24 protein-coding genes are annotated in these 18,312 nt (G+C 76.0%); 14 read left to right on the top strand and 10 right to left on the bottom strand.

Annotated features, from left to right (window positions below):
- Position 1: 1 nt before the first annotated feature.
- The 5 genes from ACI78R_RS22110 to ACI78R_RS22090 all read left to right on the top strand — a co-directional run bounded on the left by ACI78R_RS22110 (position 2) and on the right by ACI78R_RS22090 (position 4,419).
- Entirely contained in the window at positions 2 to 1,879 is a 1,878-nt protein-coding gene (locus ACI78R_RS22110) for a hydantoinase B/oxoprolinase family protein (protein ID WP_457042303.1), read from the top strand.
- Positions 1,876 to 2,496 (top strand): isochorismatase family protein, encoded by a 621-nt coding sequence (locus ACI78R_RS22105; RefSeq protein ID WP_457042302.1) that lies wholly within the window; start codon positions 1,876 to 1,878, stop codon positions 2,494 to 2,496. Before ACI78R_RS22110 ends, ACI78R_RS22105 begins: the two co-directional genes overlap by 4 nt.
- 128 nt (positions 2,497 to 2,624) lie before the next feature.
- Positions 2,625 to 3,164 carry a hypothetical protein gene (locus ACI78R_RS22100; protein WP_457042301.1) on the top strand — a complete coding sequence of 180 codons (540 nt, stop codon included), beginning with the start codon at positions 2,625 to 2,627 and terminating at the stop codon, positions 3,162 to 3,164.
- Positions 3,165 to 3,412: 248 nt separating this feature from the next.
- Positions 3,413 to 3,868 (top strand): NUDIX domain-containing protein, encoded by a 456-nt coding sequence (locus tag ACI78R_RS22095; RefSeq protein WP_457042300.1) that lies wholly within the window; start codon positions 3,413 to 3,415, stop codon positions 3,866 to 3,868.
- A 407-nt stretch (positions 3,869 to 4,275) separates the two neighbouring features.
- The gene (locus ACI78R_RS22090; RefSeq protein WP_175562856.1) at positions 4,276 to 4,419 is read left to right on the top strand and encodes a hypothetical protein; all 144 of its coding nucleotides are present in this window, start codon (positions 4,276 to 4,278) and stop codon (positions 4,417 to 4,419) included.
- A 64-nt stretch (positions 4,420 to 4,483) separates the two neighbouring features.
- Here ACI78R_RS22090 and ACI78R_RS22085 read toward each other — a convergent pair whose 3' ends face one another.
- A complete protein-coding gene (locus ACI78R_RS22085; RefSeq protein ID WP_457042299.1) occupies positions 4,484 to 6,670 on the bottom strand; it encodes an MMPL family transporter in 2,187 nt (728 codons plus the stop codon).
- A 102-nt stretch (positions 6,671 to 6,772) separates the two neighbouring features.
- Here ACI78R_RS22085 and ACI78R_RS22080 point away from each other — a divergent pair, with 102 nt between their 5' ends.
- The 3 genes from ACI78R_RS22080 to ACI78R_RS22070 all read left to right on the top strand — a co-directional run bounded on the left by ACI78R_RS22080 (position 6,773) and on the right by ACI78R_RS22070 (position 9,114).
- Positions 6,773 to 7,504, top strand: a complete 732-nt coding sequence (locus ACI78R_RS22080) for a TetR/AcrR family transcriptional regulator (protein WP_457042298.1) — start codon at positions 6,773 to 6,775, stop codon at positions 7,502 to 7,504.
- Between the two features lie 100 nt (positions 7,505 to 7,604).
- Positions 7,605 to 8,576 carry a hypothetical protein gene (locus ACI78R_RS22075; protein WP_083628591.1) on the top strand — a complete coding sequence of 324 codons (972 nt, stop codon included), beginning with the start codon at positions 7,605 to 7,607 and terminating at the stop codon, positions 8,574 to 8,576.
- Between the two features lie 115 nt (positions 8,577 to 8,691).
- Positions 8,692 to 9,114 (top strand): hypothetical protein, encoded by a 423-nt coding sequence (locus tag ACI78R_RS22070; protein ID WP_457042297.1) that lies wholly within the window; start codon positions 8,692 to 8,694, stop codon positions 9,112 to 9,114.
- Positions 9,115 to 9,190: 76 nt separating this feature from the next.
- Here the strand turns inward: ACI78R_RS22070 and ACI78R_RS22065 are convergent, their stop codons facing one another.
- On the bottom strand, positions 9,191 to 9,472 hold the full coding sequence (locus tag ACI78R_RS22065) for a DUF427 domain-containing protein (protein WP_073420816.1): 282 nt from the start codon (positions 9,470 to 9,472) through the stop codon (positions 9,191 to 9,193).
- A gap of 150 nt (positions 9,473 to 9,622) precedes the next feature.
- Between ACI78R_RS22065 and ACI78R_RS22060 the strand changes: the two genes are divergently transcribed.
- Positions 9,623 to 9,862 (top strand): hypothetical protein, encoded by a 240-nt coding sequence (locus ACI78R_RS22060; protein WP_073420415.1) that lies wholly within the window; start codon positions 9,623 to 9,625, stop codon positions 9,860 to 9,862.
- A gap of 112 nt (positions 9,863 to 9,974) precedes the next feature.
- Entirely contained in the window at positions 9,975 to 10,496 is a 522-nt protein-coding gene (locus tag ACI78R_RS22055) for an LppU/SCO3897 family protein (RefSeq protein ID WP_139252935.1), read from the top strand.
- A gap of 84 nt (positions 10,497 to 10,580) precedes the next feature.
- Here ACI78R_RS22055 and ACI78R_RS22050 read toward each other — a convergent pair whose 3' ends face one another.
- The gene (locus tag ACI78R_RS22050; protein ID WP_457042296.1) at positions 10,581 to 10,976 is read right to left on the bottom strand and encodes a PaaI family thioesterase; all 396 of its coding nucleotides are present in this window, start codon (positions 10,974 to 10,976) and stop codon (positions 10,581 to 10,583) included.
- 71 nt (positions 10,977 to 11,047) lie between these two features.
- On the opposite strand from ACI78R_RS22050, the gene ACI78R_RS22045 reads away from it, so the two are divergent.
- Complete coding sequence (locus ACI78R_RS22045) at positions 11,048 to 11,593, top strand: DM13 domain-containing protein (RefSeq protein WP_457042295.1); 546 nt, start codon at positions 11,048 to 11,050, stop codon at positions 11,591 to 11,593.
- 4 nt (positions 11,594 to 11,597) lie between these two features.
- Here ACI78R_RS22045 and ACI78R_RS22040 read toward each other — a convergent pair whose 3' ends face one another.
- Together ACI78R_RS22040 and ACI78R_RS22035 are read right to left on the bottom strand one after the other, a co-directional pair.
- Positions 11,598 to 12,035 carry a GNAT family N-acetyltransferase gene (locus ACI78R_RS22040; RefSeq protein WP_073420413.1) on the bottom strand — a complete coding sequence of 146 codons (438 nt, stop codon included), beginning with the start codon at positions 12,033 to 12,035 and terminating at the stop codon, positions 11,598 to 11,600.
- Positions 12,036 to 12,044: 9 nt separating this feature from the next.
- On the bottom strand, positions 12,045 to 13,085 hold the full coding sequence (locus ACI78R_RS22035) for an ATP-binding cassette domain-containing protein (RefSeq protein WP_457042294.1): 1,041 nt from the start codon (positions 13,083 to 13,085) through the stop codon (positions 12,045 to 12,047).
- A gap of 108 nt (positions 13,086 to 13,193) precedes the next feature.
- On the opposite strand from ACI78R_RS22035, the gene ACI78R_RS22030 reads away from it, so the two are divergent.
- Positions 13,194 to 13,628, top strand: coding sequence for a DUF559 domain-containing protein (locus tag ACI78R_RS22030; protein WP_457042293.1), 435 nt, complete (start codon positions 13,194 to 13,196; stop codon positions 13,626 to 13,628).
- A 63-nt stretch (positions 13,629 to 13,691) separates the two neighbouring features.
- On the opposite strand, the gene ACI78R_RS22025 is transcribed toward ACI78R_RS22030, so the two are convergent.
- On the bottom strand, positions 13,692 to 14,252 hold the full coding sequence (locus ACI78R_RS22025; RefSeq protein ID WP_457042292.1) for a DUF6328 family protein: 561 nt from the start codon (positions 14,250 to 14,252) through the stop codon (positions 13,692 to 13,694).
- 126 nt (positions 14,253 to 14,378) lie between these two features.
- Between ACI78R_RS22025 and ACI78R_RS22020 the strand changes: the two genes are divergently transcribed.
- Positions 14,379 to 14,627 carry a hypothetical protein gene (locus ACI78R_RS22020; protein ID WP_457042291.1) on the top strand — a complete coding sequence of 83 codons (249 nt, stop codon included), beginning with the start codon at positions 14,379 to 14,381 and terminating at the stop codon, positions 14,625 to 14,627.
- 38 nt (positions 14,628 to 14,665) lie between these two features.
- Positions 14,666 to 15,448 (top strand): type I methionyl aminopeptidase, encoded by a 783-nt coding sequence (gene map, locus ACI78R_RS22015; protein ID WP_457042290.1) that lies wholly within the window; start codon positions 14,666 to 14,668, stop codon positions 15,446 to 15,448.
- Positions 15,449 to 15,451: 3 nt separating this feature from the next.
- On the opposite strand, the gene ACI78R_RS22010 is transcribed toward map, so the two are convergent.
- From ACI78R_RS22010 to ACI78R_RS21995, 4 genes are all read right to left on the bottom strand, one after another.
- On the bottom strand, positions 15,452 to 16,651 hold the full coding sequence (locus ACI78R_RS22010; protein WP_073420412.1) for an FUSC family protein: 1,200 nt from the start codon (positions 16,649 to 16,651) through the stop codon (positions 15,452 to 15,454).
- A gap of 79 nt (positions 16,652 to 16,730) precedes the next feature.
- Positions 16,731 to 17,231: a PGPGW domain-containing protein gene (locus ACI78R_RS22005; protein ID WP_457042289.1), complete on the bottom strand. Its 501-nt coding sequence runs from the start codon at positions 17,229 to 17,231 to the stop codon at positions 16,731 to 16,733.
- A gap of 41 nt (positions 17,232 to 17,272) precedes the next feature.
- The gene (locus ACI78R_RS22000) at positions 17,273 to 17,803 is read right to left on the bottom strand and encodes a hypothetical protein (RefSeq protein ID WP_073420410.1); all 531 of its coding nucleotides are present in this window, start codon (positions 17,801 to 17,803) and stop codon (positions 17,273 to 17,275) included.
- A 129-nt stretch (positions 17,804 to 17,932) separates the two neighbouring features.
- A complete protein-coding gene (locus tag ACI78R_RS21995; protein ID WP_073420409.1) occupies positions 17,933 to 18,202 on the bottom strand; it encodes a DUF2277 domain-containing protein in 270 nt (89 codons plus the stop codon).
- Positions 18,203 to 18,312: the final 110 nt, after the last annotated feature.

Raw genomic sequence — 18,312 nt, 5'->3', positions numbered from 1 at the left:
CATGGCACGGATCGTCGAGACGGCCACCGGCACCGTCGAGCGGGTCGACGTCGACCCGGTCACCCTCGACCTCATCGAGAACGGGCTGCGCAACGCCCGCTACGAGATGGACGAGGTGCTCTTCCGCACCGCGCTGTCGCCGGGCATCCGCGAGCAGCACGACGAGTTCCCGCTCATCGCCGACCCCGCCGGGAAGATGGTCGTCGGCCAGTTCGGCCTGTCCATCCCCGACTTCCTCGAGGGCTTCGACGACACCGTCGAGGAGGGCGACGTCCTCCTCACCAGCGACCCGTACGCCTGCGGCGCGGCGATCAGCCACGCCAACGACTGGCTCGTCGTCGTGCCGGTGTTCCACGAGGGCCGGGTGGTCGGCTGGGCGTCGATGTTCGGGCACATGTCCGACGTCGGCGGCAAGACGCCGTCGTCGATGCCCACCGACGCCCGCACCATCTACGAGGAGGGCGTCGTCATCCCGCCCTTCAAGCTCTACCGGAAGGGCGTGCTCAACGAGGACGCGCTGCGGATCGTGCTGAACCAGGTCCGCATGCCCGACTGGAACCGCGCCGACCTGAACGGCCTGGTCGCCGCCTGCCGCACCGCCGGCCGGCGGGTGGTCGAGATGTGCACCCGGTTCGGCACGGCCACCTACCTGTCGGCGCTCGACGCGCTGCTGCAGCGCAACCACGACGCCATGAAGGTGCTGCTGCAGATGGTGTTCGAGGAGGGCCGGACGCTCTCGTTCACCGACTACATCTGCGACGACGGCGTCGGCAACGGCCCCTACGAGCTGAAGCTGTCGCTGACCCGCACCGGCGAGAAGGTGCACCTGGACTTCACCGGCTCCTCGCCGCAGGCGGCCGGGCCGATCAACTACTACATCAACGAGAACCTGACCCGGATGTTCTTCGGGATCTACATGATCACCGTCGCCGACCCGCAGATCCTGTGGAACGATGGCTTCTACCCGCTGGTCGACGTCACGATCCCGGACGGCTCGTACTGGAAGCCCGCGCACCCGGCCGCGCTCAACGGCCGCAACCACGGCATCGGGCGGGTGTTCGACCTCTTCGGCGGGCTGCTCGGGCAGACCAACCCGGCGCTGCTCAACGCCGCCGGCTTCTCCTCCTCGCCGCACTTCATGTACTCCGGCCACTACTCCGGCGGCGAGCGGAAGGGGGAGTGGTTCCAGCTCTACTCGATCGGCTTCGGCGGCATCCCGGGCCGGCCGCTCGGCGACGGCCCCGACGGACACTCGCTGTGGCCGAGCTTCGTCAACATCCCCTGCGAGTACCTCGAGTCCTACTACCCGCTGCGGATCGAGCGGTGGGAGACCGTGGCCGACACCGGCGGGGCCGGGCTGCACCGCGGCGGCAACGGCGTCGACGTCGCCTACGTGTTCGAGGAGCCCGGCGAGATCGCCATCCACGACGACCGCTGGCTCACCTACCCGTGGGGCGTCAACGGCGGCGAGCCCGGCGCCCGCGGCCGCAAGTGGATCGACCGGGCCGACGGCACCCGCGAGGTGCTGCCGAGCAAGTGCCACGGGGTGCCCGTGCACCCCGGCGACGTCCTGCACTTCGTCACCTGGGGCGGCGGCGGGTGGGGCGACCCGCTCGAGCGCGACCCCGAGCTGGTGGCGCAGGAGGTGCGCCGCGGGCTGGTCACCCAGGACGGCGCCCGGCGCTACGGCGTCGTCGTCTGCGACGGCGGCGAGGTCGACGCCGAGGCCACCGAGACGCTGCGCGACCAGCTGCGCGCCGACCGGCCCGCCGACCTGCCGGTGTTCGACATGGGCCCGCCGGTGGAGGAGCTGCTGGCGCGCTGCGAGGAGGAGACCGGGCTGCCCGCGCCGCGGCGGCCGGTGTGGTCGGCGACGTGACCGGTGCCGGGCCGCACGGCTCGGCGTTCTCCGGCCGGGTGGGCTGGGGGACCCGCCCGGCCGTGCTGGTGATCGACCTCTGCCGCGCCTACACCGAGCCCGGCGGGCCGTTCGCGCTCCCGGACCCGGCGCCCGCGGTGGAGGCGGCGCGGGCGCTGGTGGAGGCCGCCCGCGCCGGTGGGCACCCCGTCGTCTGGACGGCGGTCCGCTACGCGGCCGGGCTCGCCGACGGCGGGCTGTTCGTGCGCAAGGTGCCGGCGCTGGCCGCCTTCGCGGAGAACGCGCCCGGGGACTGGGGCCGGCTCGCGCTGACGCCGTCGCCGGGGGAGCCGGTGGTGGTCAAGCAGTACGCGTCGGCGTTCTCCGGCACCTCGCTCGCCTCCACCCTGCACGCTGCCGGGGTGGACACGGTGGTCGTCGCCGGTGTCTCGACGTCGGGGTGCGTGCGGGCCACGGCGATGGACGCGCTCAACTCCGGATTCCGCCCGCAGGTGGTCCGCGAGGCGTGCGCCGACCGGAGCGCGGCGCTGCACGAGAACAACCTGGCCGACCTCGACGCCAAGTACGCCGACGTGACCGGCCTCGCCGAGGCGCTCGCCCACCTGGGGCGCGGGTAGACCGCGGCTCCTCCCGGGTGACCCCCTCCCGGGAGGAGCCGCCCCTCCTGGGGCGGGTGTGACGGGCCGGCGGCCCGCCCGCGGGTCGCGGAACGGATCCGGCCCGCCCGCTCCGTAGGTTCGCCCGGATGGACACCGCCCGCCTCGACCCGGTCGACCCCGCACCCGAACCCGCCGTCGACCCCGCGGGGGAGCAGGACACCGACGTGCTGCCCACCCGGTCGCGGCACCGCGCGGCGCCGGCGGGGGTGCGCCGGCGGTGGGTCGGCGTCGGCGCGGCGGTCCTGGTGCTGCTCGTCGCCGGGTTGGCCGTGCTGGTCGCCCCGGCCGTGCGCGGGGGTGGGGCGCCCGAGGCCCCGCCGCTGTCGGGGCCCGCGCCGGCGAGCGCGCCGCCGGCCGGGCGGACCGCGGTGCCGTCCTCGTCGCCGGAGCCCGCGTCGGAGGCCGCGCCGTCGCCGGACCCGGAGCCCGCCCCGGTCGCGGAGGAGCCCGCGCCCGCCGCGACGCCGGAGCTCGAGGTGCCCGCGACCCCGCCGCCGCCCATCGCGCCCGTCGTCCCCGCCTCGTGCGACGACGGCCCGGGGCGCGGCGACGGCCCGGGCAACGGGCACGGGCGCGGGAACGGCCCCGGTGACGGCCACCGCCCCGGGCCCGACGGCTGCCGCTGACCGGGATGACGGTCGCGTGACGACTCGTCCCACCGCCGGTGTCGGCGCCCCGGGCGGGACCGCCGCCCGGCAGCCTGCGGTCTCCACCCGCTGACGGAGGAGGCCGGAGATGGCGTGCGAGCACTGCGGGACGAGGCGGCTGCCCGGACGGTTCTGCCACGGCTGCGGGCGCCGGTCGGCGCCGGTACCGACGGGCGGTCGCCGCCCGCTCGACTGAGCCGGGGCGCCGCCCGTGCGAGGGTGGGCCGGTGCCGAGGCGGAGCGCGGGAATCCTGCTGTACCGGCTCGCCCCCGCGCCGCAGGTGCTGCTCGGCCACATGGGCGGGCCGTTCTGGGCGCGGAAGGACGACGGCGCCTGGTCGATCCCGAAGGGCGAGCACGGCGACGACGAGGAGCCGCTCGCCGCGGCCCGGCGCGAGTTCGAGGAGGAGCTCGGCAGCCCCGTGCCCGCGGCGGCGTTGATGCCGCTCGGTGAGCTGCGGGCCGGGTCGAAGCTGCTCACCGTGTGGGCGGGGGAGGGCGACCTCGACGCCGGCGCGATCGTCAGCGGCACGTTCGAGCTCGAGTGGCCGCCGCGGTCGGGGCGGGTCCAGCACTTCCCGGAGGTCGACCGGGCCGCCTGGTTCGGTCTCGACGAGGCGCGGGTCAAGCTGGTCAAGGGGCAGGTGCCCTACCTCGACCGCCTGGCGGCGCTGCTCGCCTGATCACGCCGGTCGACGAGCGGCGCGCGGGTGGCCGCACGGCGTCCCCGGTACCGGCCGGGGGAACGGCGTGGGTCGGTCGGGTGACGCTTCGTCCCACCGCGGCGGCGGCGCTGTCGCCGGGGCGCGGGAGCTGTCACCCTCGGCGGCCACCGTCACCGGGAGGTCCCGTGAGCACCGCGCACCGCTGTTCCGGCCAGGCCTGCGCCTGCGCCCCCGCGTCCCGTCCGGTCGCCACCGCCGTCGTCCGCCGGCGCCCGCGCTGGGGCGCCGGGCCGACGGGCGACGTCGCCCAGGTGACGGATCGCTGACGAGTCGTCCCACCCGTCACACGCGGCGCGGGCACGTCGGCGCGGGGTGGCAGGGTCCTGGCTCCCCGGTCCGACGGACCCCGAGCGAGGAGACCCCGCGTGCTCTGTGAGACCTGCGCCGCCGAGACGCACCCCGGCCCGGTGTGCCAGCGCTGCGCCACGCTGGCGCAGCTGACCCAGCCGGTGCTCCGGCTGGAGACCCGCCGCCGCCCGCCGGTGCCCCCGGCCGTTCCCGCCCGCTGACGCGGCACCGGCTCCGCGGGGAGTCCCGCGGAGCCGGTGCGATCGAGGCGCAGAGCCCGGCAGGTCAGGCCATGCCGGCCGGCTCCAGCGGACGCGCCGCCGGCGCCGGGGGCTCCTCGCCGTCGGACTCCGTGATGCCGTACCGGGCGTAGAGCCGGCCCAGCGGCCCCGGCGCCCACCAGTTGGCCCGGCCGAGCAGCCGCATCGTCGCCGGCACCAGGAGCGTCCGGACGACGGTCGCGTCCACCACGATGGCGATCGCCATCGCCACGCCGATCATCTTGATGAAGGTGATCCCCGACGTGGAGAAGGCGCCGATCACCACGAGCAGCAGCAGCGCGGCGCTGGTGATGATCCCGCCGGTGCGCTGCAGCCCGGTGGCCACCGCGGCGGTGTTGTCGCCGGTGAGGTCGTACTGCTCGCGGATGCGGGACATGAGGAACACCTCGTAGTCCATCGACAGCCCGAACACGATCGCCAGCACCAGGATCGGCTGCGTCGCCTCGATGAAGCCGGTCGGCGTGAAGCCCAGGGGCCCCGACAGGTTGCCGTCCTGGAAGACCCACACCAGCGCGCCGAACGAGGCGCCCAGCGACAGCACGTTCATCAGCACCGCCTTGACCGGCAGCACCACCGAGCCGAACGCGAGGAACAGCAGCACGAACGTCGTGCCGACGACGAGCAGCGCCATCCACGGCAGCAGCGAGCCGAGGCTGTCGAGCAGGTCGGTCATCACCGCGCTCTCCCCGCCGACGAGCACCTCGCCGCCCGGCGGCGCCGGCACGCCACGGACGTCGCCCACCAGCGCGCGGGCGTCGGCGTCGACCGGGTCGCCGGCGTAGGCCACCGACACCCGCGCCGTCGTCCCCTCGGCGCCGGTCACCGTGGCGCCCTCCACCTGGGGCAGCGCGGCGACGTCCGCCACGTAGGACTCGAGCGCGGCGGCGCCGGCGGGGGAGTCGACCGGGTCGGCCAGGCTGACGACGGCGGTCACGGGGCCCGACGGCGAGGTCGGGAAGTCCTCGTCGATCGTCTCGGCCACCACCCGGCTCTCGGTGCCGGCCGGCAGCACGCGGACGTCGATGGCGCCGAACTGCACCCGCAGGAACGGCAGGGCCAGCACCACGAGCAGCCCGACGACGGCGACGGTCACGAGCACCGGGCGCCGCATCACCCCGCGGGCGACCCGCTCCCACCAGCCGCGGCCCGGGACGGTGGCCACCGCGCGCCGGTGCCACGGCAGCGCCAGCGCGTCGACCCGCGGGCCGAGCACCGCCAGCAGCGCCGGCAGCAGCGTCAGCGCGGCGAGCATCGCGACGAGCACCGCGGCCACCCCGCCGAAGCCCATCGAGCGGAGGAACACCTGCGGGAAGACGACGAGGCCGGCCAGCGACAGCGCGACCGTGACGCCGGAGACCGCCACCGTCCGCCCGGCGGTGGCCATCGTGCGGGCGAGGGCCTCCTCGACGCTCGCCCGCCGGCGCACCTCCTCGCGGAACCGGCTCACGACGAACAGGCCGTAGTCGATGGCGAGGCCGAGGCCGAGGATCGTCACGATGTTGACGGCGAACACCGACACCTCGGTGAACAGGCTGACCACCCGCAGCGCGGTGAAGGCGCCGAGGATCGCGGTGACGCCGATCGCCAGCGGCAGGCTCGCCGCGGCCAGGCTGCCGAACACGACGACGAGCAGCACCGCGAGCACCGGCAGCGAGATCATCTCCGCGCGGGCGATGTCCGCGCCGACCCGGTCGTTGATGTCGCGCTCGACCGTGGCGGCACCGCCGACCGACACCTCCAGCCCGGGTGCCGCGAGGTCGTCCTCGATCGCCTCCAGCGCCTCGGTGCGCGCGTCGGCGTCGCCGGCCAGCGTCAGCACGGCGTAGGTGGACCGGCGGTCGTCGCTGACCAGGGGAGGGGCGCCGCCGTCGAACCACGTCGTCGTCCGCTCGACCAGGCCGGCGGGCAGCGCGGCCAGCGAGCCGGTGACCGCCTCGGCGTAGGCCGGGTCGTCGACGGTCAGGTCGTCGCTGCGGTACAGGACGACGACGTCGGCGGCGTCGCGGCCCAGCTCGCTGTCGGCGAGCGCGGCGGCGCGGGAGCTCTCGCTGCCCGGGTCGTCGAAGCCGCCGCCGGTGAGCCGGCCGAACACGCCGGTGCCCCACACGGCCGCCACGACGACGGCCAGCGCGCTGAGCGCGAGCACCAGTCGGCGTCGTCGGTACACCACTCGTCCGAGGGCCTCGAACACGGCGACCCCTCCTCGTCCTGATAGATTGGTGAACGCTGTTAGCGAACGGTGGTAACTGTGCATACACCGTTCACTGATGTCAACGGCAGGAGGTGGACGGCGATGACCGGACCGGTGAACAGGCGGGAGCGGGCGCGCGCCGACACGCTGCGCGACATCCGCGGCGCGGCCCGTCGCGTCCTGGTCGAGCACGGCGTCGAGGGCCTGGCGCTGCGGGCGATAGCCCGGGAGGTCGGCCTGACCCCGCCCGCGCTCTACCGCTACTTCGCCAGCCGCGAGGAGCTCGTCGAACGGGTGGTCGCCGACCTCTACGACGAGCTGTGCGACCGGCTGGAGGAGGCCCGCGACGCCGTCACGCCGCCGCGACCCGGGGTGCAGCTGATGACCGCCGCGCGCACCTTTCGTCGCTGGGCGATCGACCACCCGGCCGAGTTCGGCCTGCTCTTCGGCAACGCGGCCGACGGCGTCGTCCCCGAGAAGGCCGACGACGGCCCCGCGGCCGCCGCCGGCCGGCGCTTCGGCGGCGTCTTCGCCGCGCTCATGGCCGCCGTCTACCTGCAGCAGCCCTTCCCCGTCCTCGCCGACGGCGACCTCGACGAGCGCTACCGGGCCCAGCTGCGCGCCTGGTGCGCCAAGCTCCCGGTCGAGCTCCCGCTCGGCGTCATGGCGGTGTTCCTGTCCTCCTGGGTGCGCCTGTACGGGCTGGTCTGCATGGAGGTCTTCGGTCACCTGCGGTTCGCCCTCGACGACGCCGCCTCGCTCTTCGAGGCCGAGATGCGCGACGTCGCGGTGCGGCTCGGCATCGAGGCCGACCTCGTTCACCCGGAGGAGTGACCGACCTCACCGCTAGCAATCCGCTTGCTCTAGTTAGCAGGGGCGGGGGCGGGGCATACCTGGGAGGTCAGGCCGTACCCGACCGTTGGAGTCCTCCGTCGTGACCGACCACGCCAAGATCGTCAACCAGCTCCGCGCGCTGGTCCTGCTCACCCAGACCGAGGAGCAGGTCGCCCGCACCCGCGTCTCGCAGGCCCGCACCGACGCCGTGCGCCGCGAGCTCACCCAGAACGCCGACAACGCCGCCGAGCGGACCCGGCTCATCACCGCCGAGCTGCGCGAGCTCGGTGGCGTCCCGGACGTCGTCACCCCCGTCGTCGGCCGGCTCTCCGCCGTGCTCAAGGCCACCTTCGAGCAGGCCGAGCCGCTCGAGGAGGCCCTGCTGCAGGACCTCTCGCTCGAGCACCAGCTGCACGACCGCGCCACCTACCTCAAGGTGCTCGGCCAGGCGGCCGGGCTCGCGAAGGTCGAGCGCCTCGCCGAGGGCCTCGTCGCCGCCCACGAGGCCACCATCGAGTGGCTGACCGTCGTGCTCGCCGAGGAGGCGCTGGGCGGCCCCGCCGCGCTGCAGGCCACCCCGTTCCAGCAGGTCGCCGGTGTCGCCGCCCGCGCCGCCAACGCGCCGTACCGCTTCGTCGCCAACCGGGTGAACGAGGCCCTCGACACCGCCCAGCAGCGCCGCGAGGCCGCGGGCGACCGGCTCGGCGAGGTGGCCGGCAAGGCCTCCACCCTCACCGACGCCGTCCGCGAGACCCTGAGCGTCGGCCGGGCCGCCACGCTGCGCCGCGCCGAGCGGATCGCCCGCCGCGAGGGCAACCGCGAGGCCGCCGACGCCGCCAAGGCCGCCCGCGAGGAGCTCGGCGACGTCACCGCCGACGAGCTGCCGGTGAAGGGCTTCGACTCGCTGTCGACCTCGGACGCCGCCAAGGCCGCCAAGGCCCTGCGCGACCCGCACGCCATCCGCGTGCTGATCCGCTACGAGGAGACCCACAAGAACCGGTCCAGCGTGGTCAGCGCCGCGCAGGTCGCCCTCGCCGAGGTCGCCAAGGAGGCCGTCGGCGTCGACAGCTGACGCCGCCACTCTCCGGAGGGCCCGCACCCACCCCGGGTGCGGGCCCTCCGCGCGTCCGTGAGATCCCGCTCGCAGCGGCTCGCCGCCGTCCGGTACCTCGGGGAAGGTGGGAGGCATGCAGATCACTCCCGAGGCCCTGGAGCAGGAGTTCTCGCTCCAGACCGCCGCCACCCGCCTGGACTTCCTGAGCCGGCGGGACTCCGGGACCACGTCCCTGAACACCGTCGCCGACCGCGACGACGACGACTGGAGCTCGCTGCTCTCCGACGAGACGCAGCTCGACGTGCCCGAGTCCCTCGAGCTGCTCGCCCTCGGCGAGGTCATCGCCCGCAAGGCCCACGACAGCCAGCTGACCGGCTTCCGCGCGGCCCTGCGCGGCGGGGCGAGCTGGGAGCAGATCGCCGCCGCCCTCGACGTGACGCCGGCCGAGGCGTGGGCCAGCTACCACCGCGTCATCGAGCGCCAGGAGCGTTCCGCCGTCATCGACGCCCCGGCCGCCGCCGCCGCGCGCGAGCTGGCCGGCGCCCGCCCCGCCTGACCGCCCCTCGCACCTCCGCGGTCCTCCCGGGCCCGGCCGCACCCCGCGGCCGGGCCCGCGCCGTGTCCGGGGGCGGTCAGCGCACCTCGACGCCGCGCCAGAAGGCCACCCGGCCGGTGATCTCCTTCGCCGCGTCCTTCGGCTCGGGGTAGTACCAGGCGGCGTCCGGGTTGGTCTGCCCGTCGACCTCGAGGGAGAGGTAGGAGGCCTCGCCCTTCCACGGGCAGGTGGTGTGGGTCGAGGAGGGGCGCAGCACGTCCTCGCGCACGGACTCGCGCGGGAAGTAGGCGTTGCCCTCCACGGTGACGATGTCGTCGGACTCGGCGATGACGGTGCCGTTCCAGGTCGCAGTGGTCATGGGGTGATCGTCCTCCGCCACGGCCTGCGGCGTCACCCCGTCGTGCGCGATCCGGGTGCCCGCGACGTGCGTACCGGCAGGGCGGCTGGGCATGTGTCGGGAGAACGGGCCCCGTGCCCCGACCGCCGTCCCCGACCGTGAGGAGCACCCATGTCCCACCCCGCCGCCGCACCCGACCCCGAGGACCCGCGCCGCGGGATGAACCCCCGCCCGAAGCGCGGCCGGGCGCTGTTCCTCGGCACGTTCCTCGGCCTGATCGTGATGGTCTTCGCGATCATCCTGCTGGTCAGCCAGTGCGGCACCGGCGACGACGACGAGGTCTACGACGACGACAACCAGGGCCTCGCGCTCGTCGTCGACGAGGCACTCCCGGCACTCCTGCCCGCCTGACCCCACGGGGGGAGGTCCGGGCGCGTCCTCCTGACCTGCGACGACGCCGCGTGTGATGGTGCCCCGCGGACGGCGCCGCCCGGTGACCGTCAGGCACACCGAGGAGCACGTGATGACCAACCCGGGACAGCCCGGCCAGCCCTTCCCGCCGCAGGGCGGCCCGCAGCAGCCGGGTCAGCCCTTCCCGCCGCAGGGTCAGCCGCAGCCGGGCCAGCCGTACCCGCAGCCGGGCCAGCCCTTCCCGCCGCAGGGCGCGCCGGGCCAGTTCGGCGCCACCCCGTTCGGCGGCCCGGGTCAGCCGGCGCCGAAGTCGGGCAAGGGCAAGCGTATCGGCAGCGTCGCGGCGGCGGTCGCCGTCGCCGGCGGCATCGCCGCGTTCCGGTTCTTCGGCGTGGGCGACCCGGAGGTCGGGGACTGCATCGCGCAGGAGGGCGCCAGCAGCTTCGAGACGGTCGACTGCGACGACGAGTCCGCGCAGGCGCGCGTCGTCGGCGTCGTCGAGGAGAAGGTCACCGAGAGCGAGTTCTACGAGACCAGCTACCAGCCCTGCGGCGAGTGGCCGACGGCCACGCAGGCGCTGTGGAGCGGCGACACCGGTGGCGAGGGCACCGTGTTCTGCGCCGAGGACGTCTGAGTCCCCTGCACCTCCGCGAGCGCCCCGTCGGTCCATCCGGCGGGGCGCTCGTGCGTCGTGGCCCGGCTCAGCGACCCCTCCCGGTCAGTGCTGCAGGACGGCGAAGGTGGCGACGGCGTGCGCCAGCGCCCGGCCCTCCTGCTCGACGTCGGCCTCGCAGATCGTCAGGTGCTCGCCGCGGGTGCGCACGCGGCCGCGCACCTCGAGCGGCCCCGGCTTCCCCGGGCGCAGGTAGGTGACGGTGAGCTGGCTGGTGGCCGGCACCTCGCCCTCGCCGGTGGTGGTGCGCACGGCCTGGCCCATCGCGGTGTCCACCAGCGTCGCCAGCACCCCGCCGTGCAGCGTCCCCGCGGGGTTGAGGTGCTCGTCGCGGACCTCGAAGTCGAGGACGGCCGCGCCGTCGTCGCCCTCCCGCACGCGGGCGCCGAGCCCGCCCGCGAAACCGCCCACCGAGCCGCCCACGTCCCCGCCGTCCGCCATGCCGGGCCGGTACCCGGGGCCGCGTCCGGGACACCCCACGGACCGCGCGGTCCGGTCTAAGGTCCGCCGCCGTGACGGTGCGACCGCGGACGTGGATCCTGCTCGGGGCGGTGGTCGCCGTGGTGCTCGCGGTGGTGACCCTGGTGTGGTTCCAGCCGCAGAAGCTCTTCTACGACAGCCGCGTGGACGAGGCGCTGCCCACCGTCGCGGCGGACGCGCCGTCCCCGTCGGCAGCGGCACCGGGGGCCCCGGTCGCCCCGGCCGCCCCCGTCGACCTGGCCACCGGCACCTTCGTCTCCCGCGAGCACGAGACGGTCGGCACCGCGCGGCTGGTGCAGCTCGCCGACGGGCAGGTCGTCGTGCGGCTCGAGGGCTTCGAGACCTCCAACGGTCCCGCCCTGTTCGTCTACCTCTCGCGGAACCCCGCGGGCGGCGAGGAGGCGGCCTTCGACGACGAGGCCGTCGACCTCGGCGCGCTCAAGGGCAACGTCGGCGACCAGAACTACGCCGTGCCCGCGGGCGTCGACGCCACCGGCTACACCAGCGTGGTGATCTGGTGCGACCGCTTCGACGCCGCGTTCGGCGCCGCCGACCTGATGCCGGCCACCGCGGCCTGAGCGCTCAGGCCGGCTCGCGTCGCATCGGCACGTGCGGGATGCCGTCCTCGACGTAGCCCGGGCCCGACAGCCGGAACCCGAACCGCTCGTACCAGCCCTGCAGGTGCGCCTGGGCGCCGAGCGTCACCGGCAGGCCGTCGCTGAGCGCGACGCCCTCCTCGACCAGCCGCGCGGCCAGGCCCCGGCCGCGGGCGGCGCCGGCCGTGGCCACCCGGCCGATAGCCCGGGTGCCGCCGTCGTCGAGCAGCCGGATGGTGGCGAGGACCGCGCCGTCCTCCTCGAACCACAGGTGCAGCGTCCCGGGCTCGGTGTCGCGGCCGTCGAGCTCGGGATAGGGGCACTCCTGCTCGACGACGAACACGTCGACCCGCAGCCGGCACAGCGCGTAGACCTCGAACGGGGTGAGCTCGGCGAAGCGGGCGGTGCGCAGGGCGGGCGGCATCCGACCGTTCTAGCGCACCGCCGGCCACGGCCCCAGAGGCGGCTCGTCCGCGGCGGGCCGGCCGGTCAGGGCGAGCAGGACCTCGTCGAGGCCCGGCCGGTCGAGCGAGAACTGCGCGAGGTCGATGCCGGCGTCGCCCAGCGCGGCGAGCGCCCGGGTGGCCGGCGCGGACCCGGGGACCCGGGCGGTGAGCGCGGTGAGGTCGGCGTCGGCCTCGACCGGTACGCCGAGCACCCGCTCGAGCAGCTCCCGGGCCTCGGCGCGGCGCTCCCGCTCGCGCACCCGCACGTGCAGCGTGCCCGGTCCCACCGACGCCTTCAGCTGCGCCGGGCTGCCCTCGGCGACGACCCGGCCGGCGTCGAGGACGGAGACGCGGTCGGCGAGCAGGTCGGCCTCGTCCAGGTGGCCGGTCGACAGCAGCACCGTCGTCCCGCCCCGGACCAGCGCGCGGACGACGTCCCACACCTGGTTGCGGCTGCACGGGTCGAGCCCGGCGGTGGGCTCGTCGAGGAGGACGACGTCGGGCCGGACGACGATGCTCGCGGCGATGTCGGCCCGCCGCCGCATGCCGCCGGAGTACCGCCCGACCCGTGTGCCCGCGGCCCCGGTGAGGCCGAAGGCGCTCAGCAGCTGGTCGGTGCGCCGGCGGGCCGCGGCCCGTGAGTAGCCGAGCAGCCGGGCGAGCAGCAGCAGGTTCTCCGCCCCGGTGAGCTCCTCGTCGAGCGAGGCGAACCGGCCGGTGAGGCCGACCCGCGCGCGGACCGCGCCGGGCTCGCGCGCGGCGTCGTGACCGAGGACCCGCGCCCACCCGCCGTCGGGCGGGACCACCGCGGCCAGCATGCGGAGGGTGGTGGTCCTGCCCGCACCGTCGGGCCCGAGGAGGCCGTGGACGCCGCCCTGTGGGACGAGCAGGTCCACCCCCGCGACCGCCGTCGTCGACCCGAACCGCTTGGCCAGGCCCACGGCCTCGACCGCGGGGACGTCGCCGCTCCCGCCCGCCCGCCCGCCGGCCGGCACGGTGTCGCCGAGGTGCGCCGTCACCTGCCCCACCCCCTGCTCCCGCGCCGGGTGCCCGCACATTGCGCGCGGGTCTGACGGGCAGACGGTGCCCGGGGCGCGGACTCATCGCTGTCGGTGCAGGCGGCCAGGATCGCGGGCGTGGGAGGACCGGGCCGGGCGCCGCCGCCGTCGTCGGAGGTCGTGGCCGCGCGCTTCCGCCGGCAGGGACGGCGCGACACCCGGCACGAGCTCGCCGTGCGCCGCCGGCTGCACGCGCGCGGCGTGCGCTACCGCGTCGACGTGCGGATCCGGCCCCGTCCAGAGGCTCGCCCCGAGCCTGCGAGGGGTGAGGGGGACGGGGTCCTTACCGGGTGCTTCTGGCACGGGTGTCCCGACTGCGGGCACCTGCCGAGGGCCAACCGCGGCTGGTGGGCGGCGAAGCTGGCCGCCAACGCCGCGCGGGACCGCCGCGCCGACGCGCTCCTCGCCGGTCTCGGCTGGACGGTGCTGCGCTTCTGGGAGCACGAGGACCCCGACGACGTGGCGGACGCGATCTGCGCGGCGCTGGGCCGGCCGGCTCCGCGGGACGAGTGAACCCCGGTGGCCCGTTCCTGGCGGGGAAGCGGGCCACCGGGGTCCGGTGGTCGCGGCCGGGGGTCACTCGTCGTCGGCGCCCCCGCGGGCCCGCTGCACGGCCGGGCTGCCGATCCACAGCCAGCCGAGCAGCACGGCCACCACGCCGCCGGTGACGAGAGCCTGCGGCAGCGCGAACAGGAAGTCGACCACCAGCACCACGGCCGCGACGATCGCGACGGCGAGCACGCACAGGCCGAGGAAGGCGAACCGGTTGCTGCGCCGCAGCAGGTCCTCCTTGTCGTGCTGGCGGAACAGCGCGCGGTGCTGCGCGGCCGGCGCGATGAGCAGCGCGGTGGCCACGACGACGGCCACCAGGGTCACGAAGTACACGTCGCGCTGGAAGTCCGTGGCCCGCTCGGTGGCCTGCTGGAACGGCACGACCAGCAGGAACGCGAAGAGGAACTGCACGCCCGGCAGCGCCACCCGCAGCTCGTTGAGCAGCTCCATCAGCTCGCGGTCGATCCGTTCCGCGCGGCTCTCGTCCCGCCCGTCGTCCCCCCGGCGGTCGTGGTGACCGTCGCGCTGTGCGGGGACCGGCCGCGTGCCGCGCCGTGCCCGCTGTCCCGATCCCGTGGTGGCCATCGCCGGCTCCTCTGCCGTCCGTGAGCGGGTCCGGTGACCCGGCTCGATCCCGTCCGTATGCCCATCCGCCACCTCCGTGTCACCTGACGTCCACCTCACCCGGCGAGGACGGGGTAGGGGAGGGGCATGACGTCGATGTGGGAACCGATGACCCCGGAGCTGGGCGGCCCGGACGACGGGATCCCCGCCGCCGACCCCGGAGCCGGCGCACCGCCCCCGGCCGAGGGTTTCGGCGTCGGGGGCGAGGAACCCGACCGTCCCGAGGAGGCCGACCGCCCCAGGGAGACCGGGGAGGACTCGCCGGCCCCCGACGGCGCCGACACCGCCTTCCGGACGCCCGACCCGGACGACGTCCGCCGCGACCCCGCCGGCTGACGTCCGGCCGGCGTCCCGCGGTCTCGTACCGTCGGGGCGTGGACCTGCACGTGCTGCCTCCCCGGACGACCGCCGAGCTCGACGCGATGCGCGCCGCCGGACGCGCGGTGGCGCTGTCGCTGACGGCCGTCCGGGCGGCGGCGCGGCCGGGCGTGAAGCTGCGAGAGCTCGACGACCTGGCCAAGACGACGATGTACGAGGCCGGCGCCACGTCGTCGTTCCTCGGCTACAAGCCGGCATGGGCGCCCACGGCCTACAACGGCGTCACGTGCCTGTCGCCCAACGAGGTCGTCGTGCACGGCCGGCCCAGCGGGCAGCGGCTCAAGGACGGCGACCTGCTGAGCATCGACTGCGGCGCGATCGTCGACGGATGGAACGGCGACGCGGCGATCACCGTGCAGGTGGGCGACGCCGAGCGCCCCGAGGACGCCCGGCTGGTCACCGCCACCGAGGAGGCGCTCGCCGCGGGGATCGCCGCCGCCGTCCCCGGCGCCACCCTGCTCGACGTCGCCACCGCGATCGACGCCGTCGCCCGGCGGTACGGCTTCGCGCACCTGCCCGACCACGGCGGGCACGGCATCGGCCGGGCCATGCACGAGCCGCCGTTCGTGCCCAACCGGCCGGCGACGGGGCTGGACCGGGTGCGGCTGCACGCCGGCAGCACGCTGGCGATCGAGCCGATGCTGCTGGCCGGCGGCGAGCGCTACCGGCACAAGAAGGACGGCTGGGCGGTGGTCACCGCCGACGGCGCCCGGGCGGCCCACGTCGAGCACACGGTGGCGGTCACCGACGACGGACCGGTGGTCCTGACCGTCGCCTGACACTCATCCCCGCCGGCGCCGGCGGGTGAGCGCCCGCCGCACCGCCCGCACCTGGGCCTGCGCCAGCGGCGGGGGCGCCCAGGTCGCCGACGGCGGCTGCAGTGCGGCGGCCAGCTCCACCCGCAGCAGGTCGACGGCGTCGAGCAGCGTGCCGTGCTGCGCCCAGGCGGCCGCGTCGTGCGCCGGGTCCACCAGCAGGGCGTCGGCGAGCCGCGCGCGCAGGTCGAGCATCGCCGACAGCCGCCCGGCGTCGACGCCGGTGGGCACCGCGCTGCCGTCGGCCACCGCGCCGGCCTCACGCAGCGTCCGCGCGACGGTGCGCAGGACGTCGGCCAGCGCCGCCCGGGCCGCCGGGGTCCAGGCGCGGTCGGCCTCGTCCTCGGGCACGAAGTAGGTGCGGTCCAGCAGCACCCGGGTGAGCGTGCGCAGCGTGACGTGGACGCGCTCGAGGGCGGTGAGCGTGTTGCGCAGCCGCGGGCGCGCCTCGCGGGCGGACCGGCCGCGCGGGTTGAGGCGGGCGCTCTCCTCGGTGCGGGCGAGGTGCCGGTCGGCCCGGGCGACCTCGGTCCCCACCCCCCGGGCGCGGTCGAGCAGGTCGTCGGCGAGGCGGCGCGACCACGGCCCTCCGAGTGCGGCCGCGAGGTCCTCGGACAGGGCGGCCATGCGCCCGGCGAGCTCGGCGATCGCCTCCCCGGCGGGCTGCACGTACAGCGGGGGAGCGACGAGCAGGTTGACCAGCACCCCGACGCCCGCGCCGACGAGCGTCTCGGTGATGCGGCCGAGCGCGGCGGTCTCGGCCCCGCCCACGGCCAGCACGAGCATCGCGCTGATCGGCACCTCGGCGAGGTGCGGCCCGAGGCGCAGCAGCCGGCCGACGACGAGCGACAGTCCGACGACGAGGCCGAGGCTCCACCAGGTCAGGCCCACGACCGAGGCGAACAGCACCGCGATGAGCACCCCGGAGGTGACGCTGGCGACCCGCTCCCAGCCGGTGGTCAGCGTCTCGTAGAGGGTGAGCTGGACGACCAGCAGCGCGGTCAGCGGCGCGAGGATCGGGGAGCTGGTGGTGTCCAGCCAGGTGGCCACCTGGAAGGCCACGACCGCGGCCAGCACGGTCTTCGCGGTGCGCAGCCCGGGCGTGCGGCCGCGCCGCAACAGCCGAGAGGGACGCTGCGGCGCCGGCCGGGGCGGGGGAGTGCTCACGGGCGGGGTCCGGGAGGGGACGGACGCACACCGGCCGCCGTCCGGGGGTGCGGACGGCGGCCGGTGGAGGGCGCCGGGGTCAGCCGAGGCCGAGGGCGCTCGTCGCCCGGTCGACCAGGTCGAAGTGCCCGACCGCCCAGAACACCGCCCCCGCGGCCGCGAGCCCACCGACGGTGATCGCCGCCGAGCTGACCGGGTGCTGCTCGGCGTGCCGCCAGGCGGCCACCGCCTTGCGGCGGAAAGCGGCGAAGAACCGCCGCGCCCAGTCGAACTCCGTCGACCACACCCACAGGCCGCCGAGCACCGGCGGGATGGTCAGCGGCCCGGGCAGCACGGTGAGCGCCAGGCCGAGGAGCACGAACAGCAGCCCGACGACGAAGACGCCGACCCGCCACGCGAGGTGCAGCCCCGGGTCGGCCCGGATCCGCCCGCGCCACGAGTCCGGCGGGACCGGCGCCGGGGCGCCGAGGCCGTCGGTGCAGTCGGGACACCGGGTGGCGCCGGGCCCCTCCGGGCCGTGCTCGCCGTGCGGGTCGACGGCGCGGTTGCCGGAGAAGGTGACGCTGCGGGCCTGGGTCACGGTGCCCTCCTGGTCCTGCGGTGGTGCGGAGGAGCGGGAGGTCAGCGGCGGACGCCGGAGATGACCTCGCTGGCGCGCTGCTGCTCACCGGCGTAGGAGCTGACCCAGACGAGGGCGCCGGTCAGGGCGGGGATGACCCACTGCAGCGTGTCGAGCTGCTCCTGCGCGGCGGCGACCTCGGCCTTGGTGCGCTTGGTCGGCTTGGTGCCCGACTTCGACGACGGGTTGTCCTGGCTGTTGACGACCATGCCGAGCGAGCGGCTGTAGGCGGTGGCGCCGAGCGCGGCGGCGGTGAGCAGCGTCTTGGCGGCGGACATGCTCGCCACGCCCTGCTGCTGGGCGACGCGGCCGCGGTTGCCGATCAGCTGGCCGACGCTGCCGACCAGGTGCGCCCCGATGGCGACGGCGTTGACCGGCGTCCACCGGTTCCAGCCCTCGTTGGCGACCCGGCCGGTGTCCTTGCCGGCCTCACCCGCGGCGGCGTTGAGCGCGACGGCGTTGGCGAGCGTGCCGCCGAACCAGGCCGACAGGCCGAGGTCGTGCAGCGCGCGGGACAGGGTGTTGCGGGCCATGGCAGGACTCCAGGGGCTCGGGGTTCGGGTTCGTCGTGCGAGTCCCGGACCTACCCGTTCCGCCCCCTGCCATGCCCCCGGGAGCGCCCGACGTGCGCGTTCCGGTCGTGCGCGACCGGAACGCCCAGGTCAGCCCCCGTACCGGAGGGCGGCGCGGGCCCGCGCCCGGGCCGCCTCGACCTCGCGGTCCTTCGGCGGCGCGGAGGTGACCAGCGCGTCGAGCAGCCGCGCCGAGGCGGCGGCCACCTCGGCGACGGCGCGGTCGAAGGCGTCGGCGTTGGCCCGCGACGGCTTGGCCGAGCCGCTGATCTTGCGCACGTACTGCAGGGCCGCGGCGTGCACCTCGTCCTCGGTGGCCGGCGGCTCGAAGTTCGACAGCGGGCGGATGTTGCGGCACATGCCGGCAGCGTATGGCCGCCGGACGACGCCCCGTCCCCCCACCCCCCCCGCCGCGGGCGGTCCGGGCCCGGCGCCACCCCACCCGCCGCCCGCGACCCCCGCCGGGGGTC

It is taken from the genome of Geodermatophilus sp. SYSU D01106 (assembly GCF_054049995.1).
Note: the sequence above shows the minus strand (reverse complement) of the source record. Positions and strands in the feature narration are given on the sequence as shown.

Bases quoted from the DNA above. Each gene is read 5' to 3' on its own strand.
- ACI78R_RS21995 (WP_073420409.1), bottom strand. From the start codon at position 18,202: ATGTGCCGCAACATCCGCCCGCTGTCGAACTTCGAGCCGCCGGCCACC.
- ACI78R_RS22100 (WP_457042301.1), top strand. From the start codon at position 2,625: ATGGACACCGCCCGCCTCGACCCGGTCGACCCCGCACCCGAACCCGCC.
- ACI78R_RS22050 (WP_457042296.1), bottom strand. From the start codon at position 10,976: ATGGCGGACGGCGGGGACGTGGGCGGCTCGGTGGGCGGTTTCGCGGGC.
- ACI78R_RS22110 (WP_457042303.1), top strand. From the start codon at position 2: ATGGCACGGATCGTCGAGACGGCCACCGGCACCGTCGAGCGGGTCGAC.
- ACI78R_RS22020 (WP_457042291.1), top strand. From the start codon at position 14,379: ATGACGTCGATGTGGGAACCGATGACCCCGGAGCTGGGCGGCCCGGAC.
- ACI78R_RS22025 (WP_457042292.1), bottom strand. From the start codon at position 14,252: ATGGCCACCACGGGATCGGGACAGCGGGCACGGCGCGGCACGCGGCCG.
- ACI78R_RS22000 (WP_073420410.1), bottom strand. From the start codon at position 17,803: ATGGCCCGCAACACCCTGTCCCGCGCGCTGCACGACCTCGGCCTGTCG.
- ACI78R_RS22060 (WP_073420415.1), top strand. From the start codon at position 9,623: ATGTCCCACCCCGCCGCCGCACCCGACCCCGAGGACCCGCGCCGCGGG.
- ACI78R_RS22065 (WP_073420816.1), bottom strand. From the start codon at position 9,472: ATGACCACTGCGACCTGGAACGGCACCGTCATCGCCGAGTCCGACGAC.
- ACI78R_RS22055 (WP_139252935.1), top strand. From the start codon at position 9,975: ATGACCAACCCGGGACAGCCCGGCCAGCCCTTCCCGCCGCAGGGCGGC.
- ACI78R_RS22070 (WP_457042297.1), top strand. From the start codon at position 8,692: ATGCAGATCACTCCCGAGGCCCTGGAGCAGGAGTTCTCGCTCCAGACC.
- ACI78R_RS22080 (WP_457042298.1), top strand. From the start codon at position 6,773: ATGACCGGACCGGTGAACAGGCGGGAGCGGGCGCGCGCCGACACGCTG.
- ACI78R_RS22040 (WP_073420413.1), bottom strand. From the start codon at position 12,035: ATGCCGCCCGCCCTGCGCACCGCCCGCTTCGCCGAGCTCACCCCGTTC.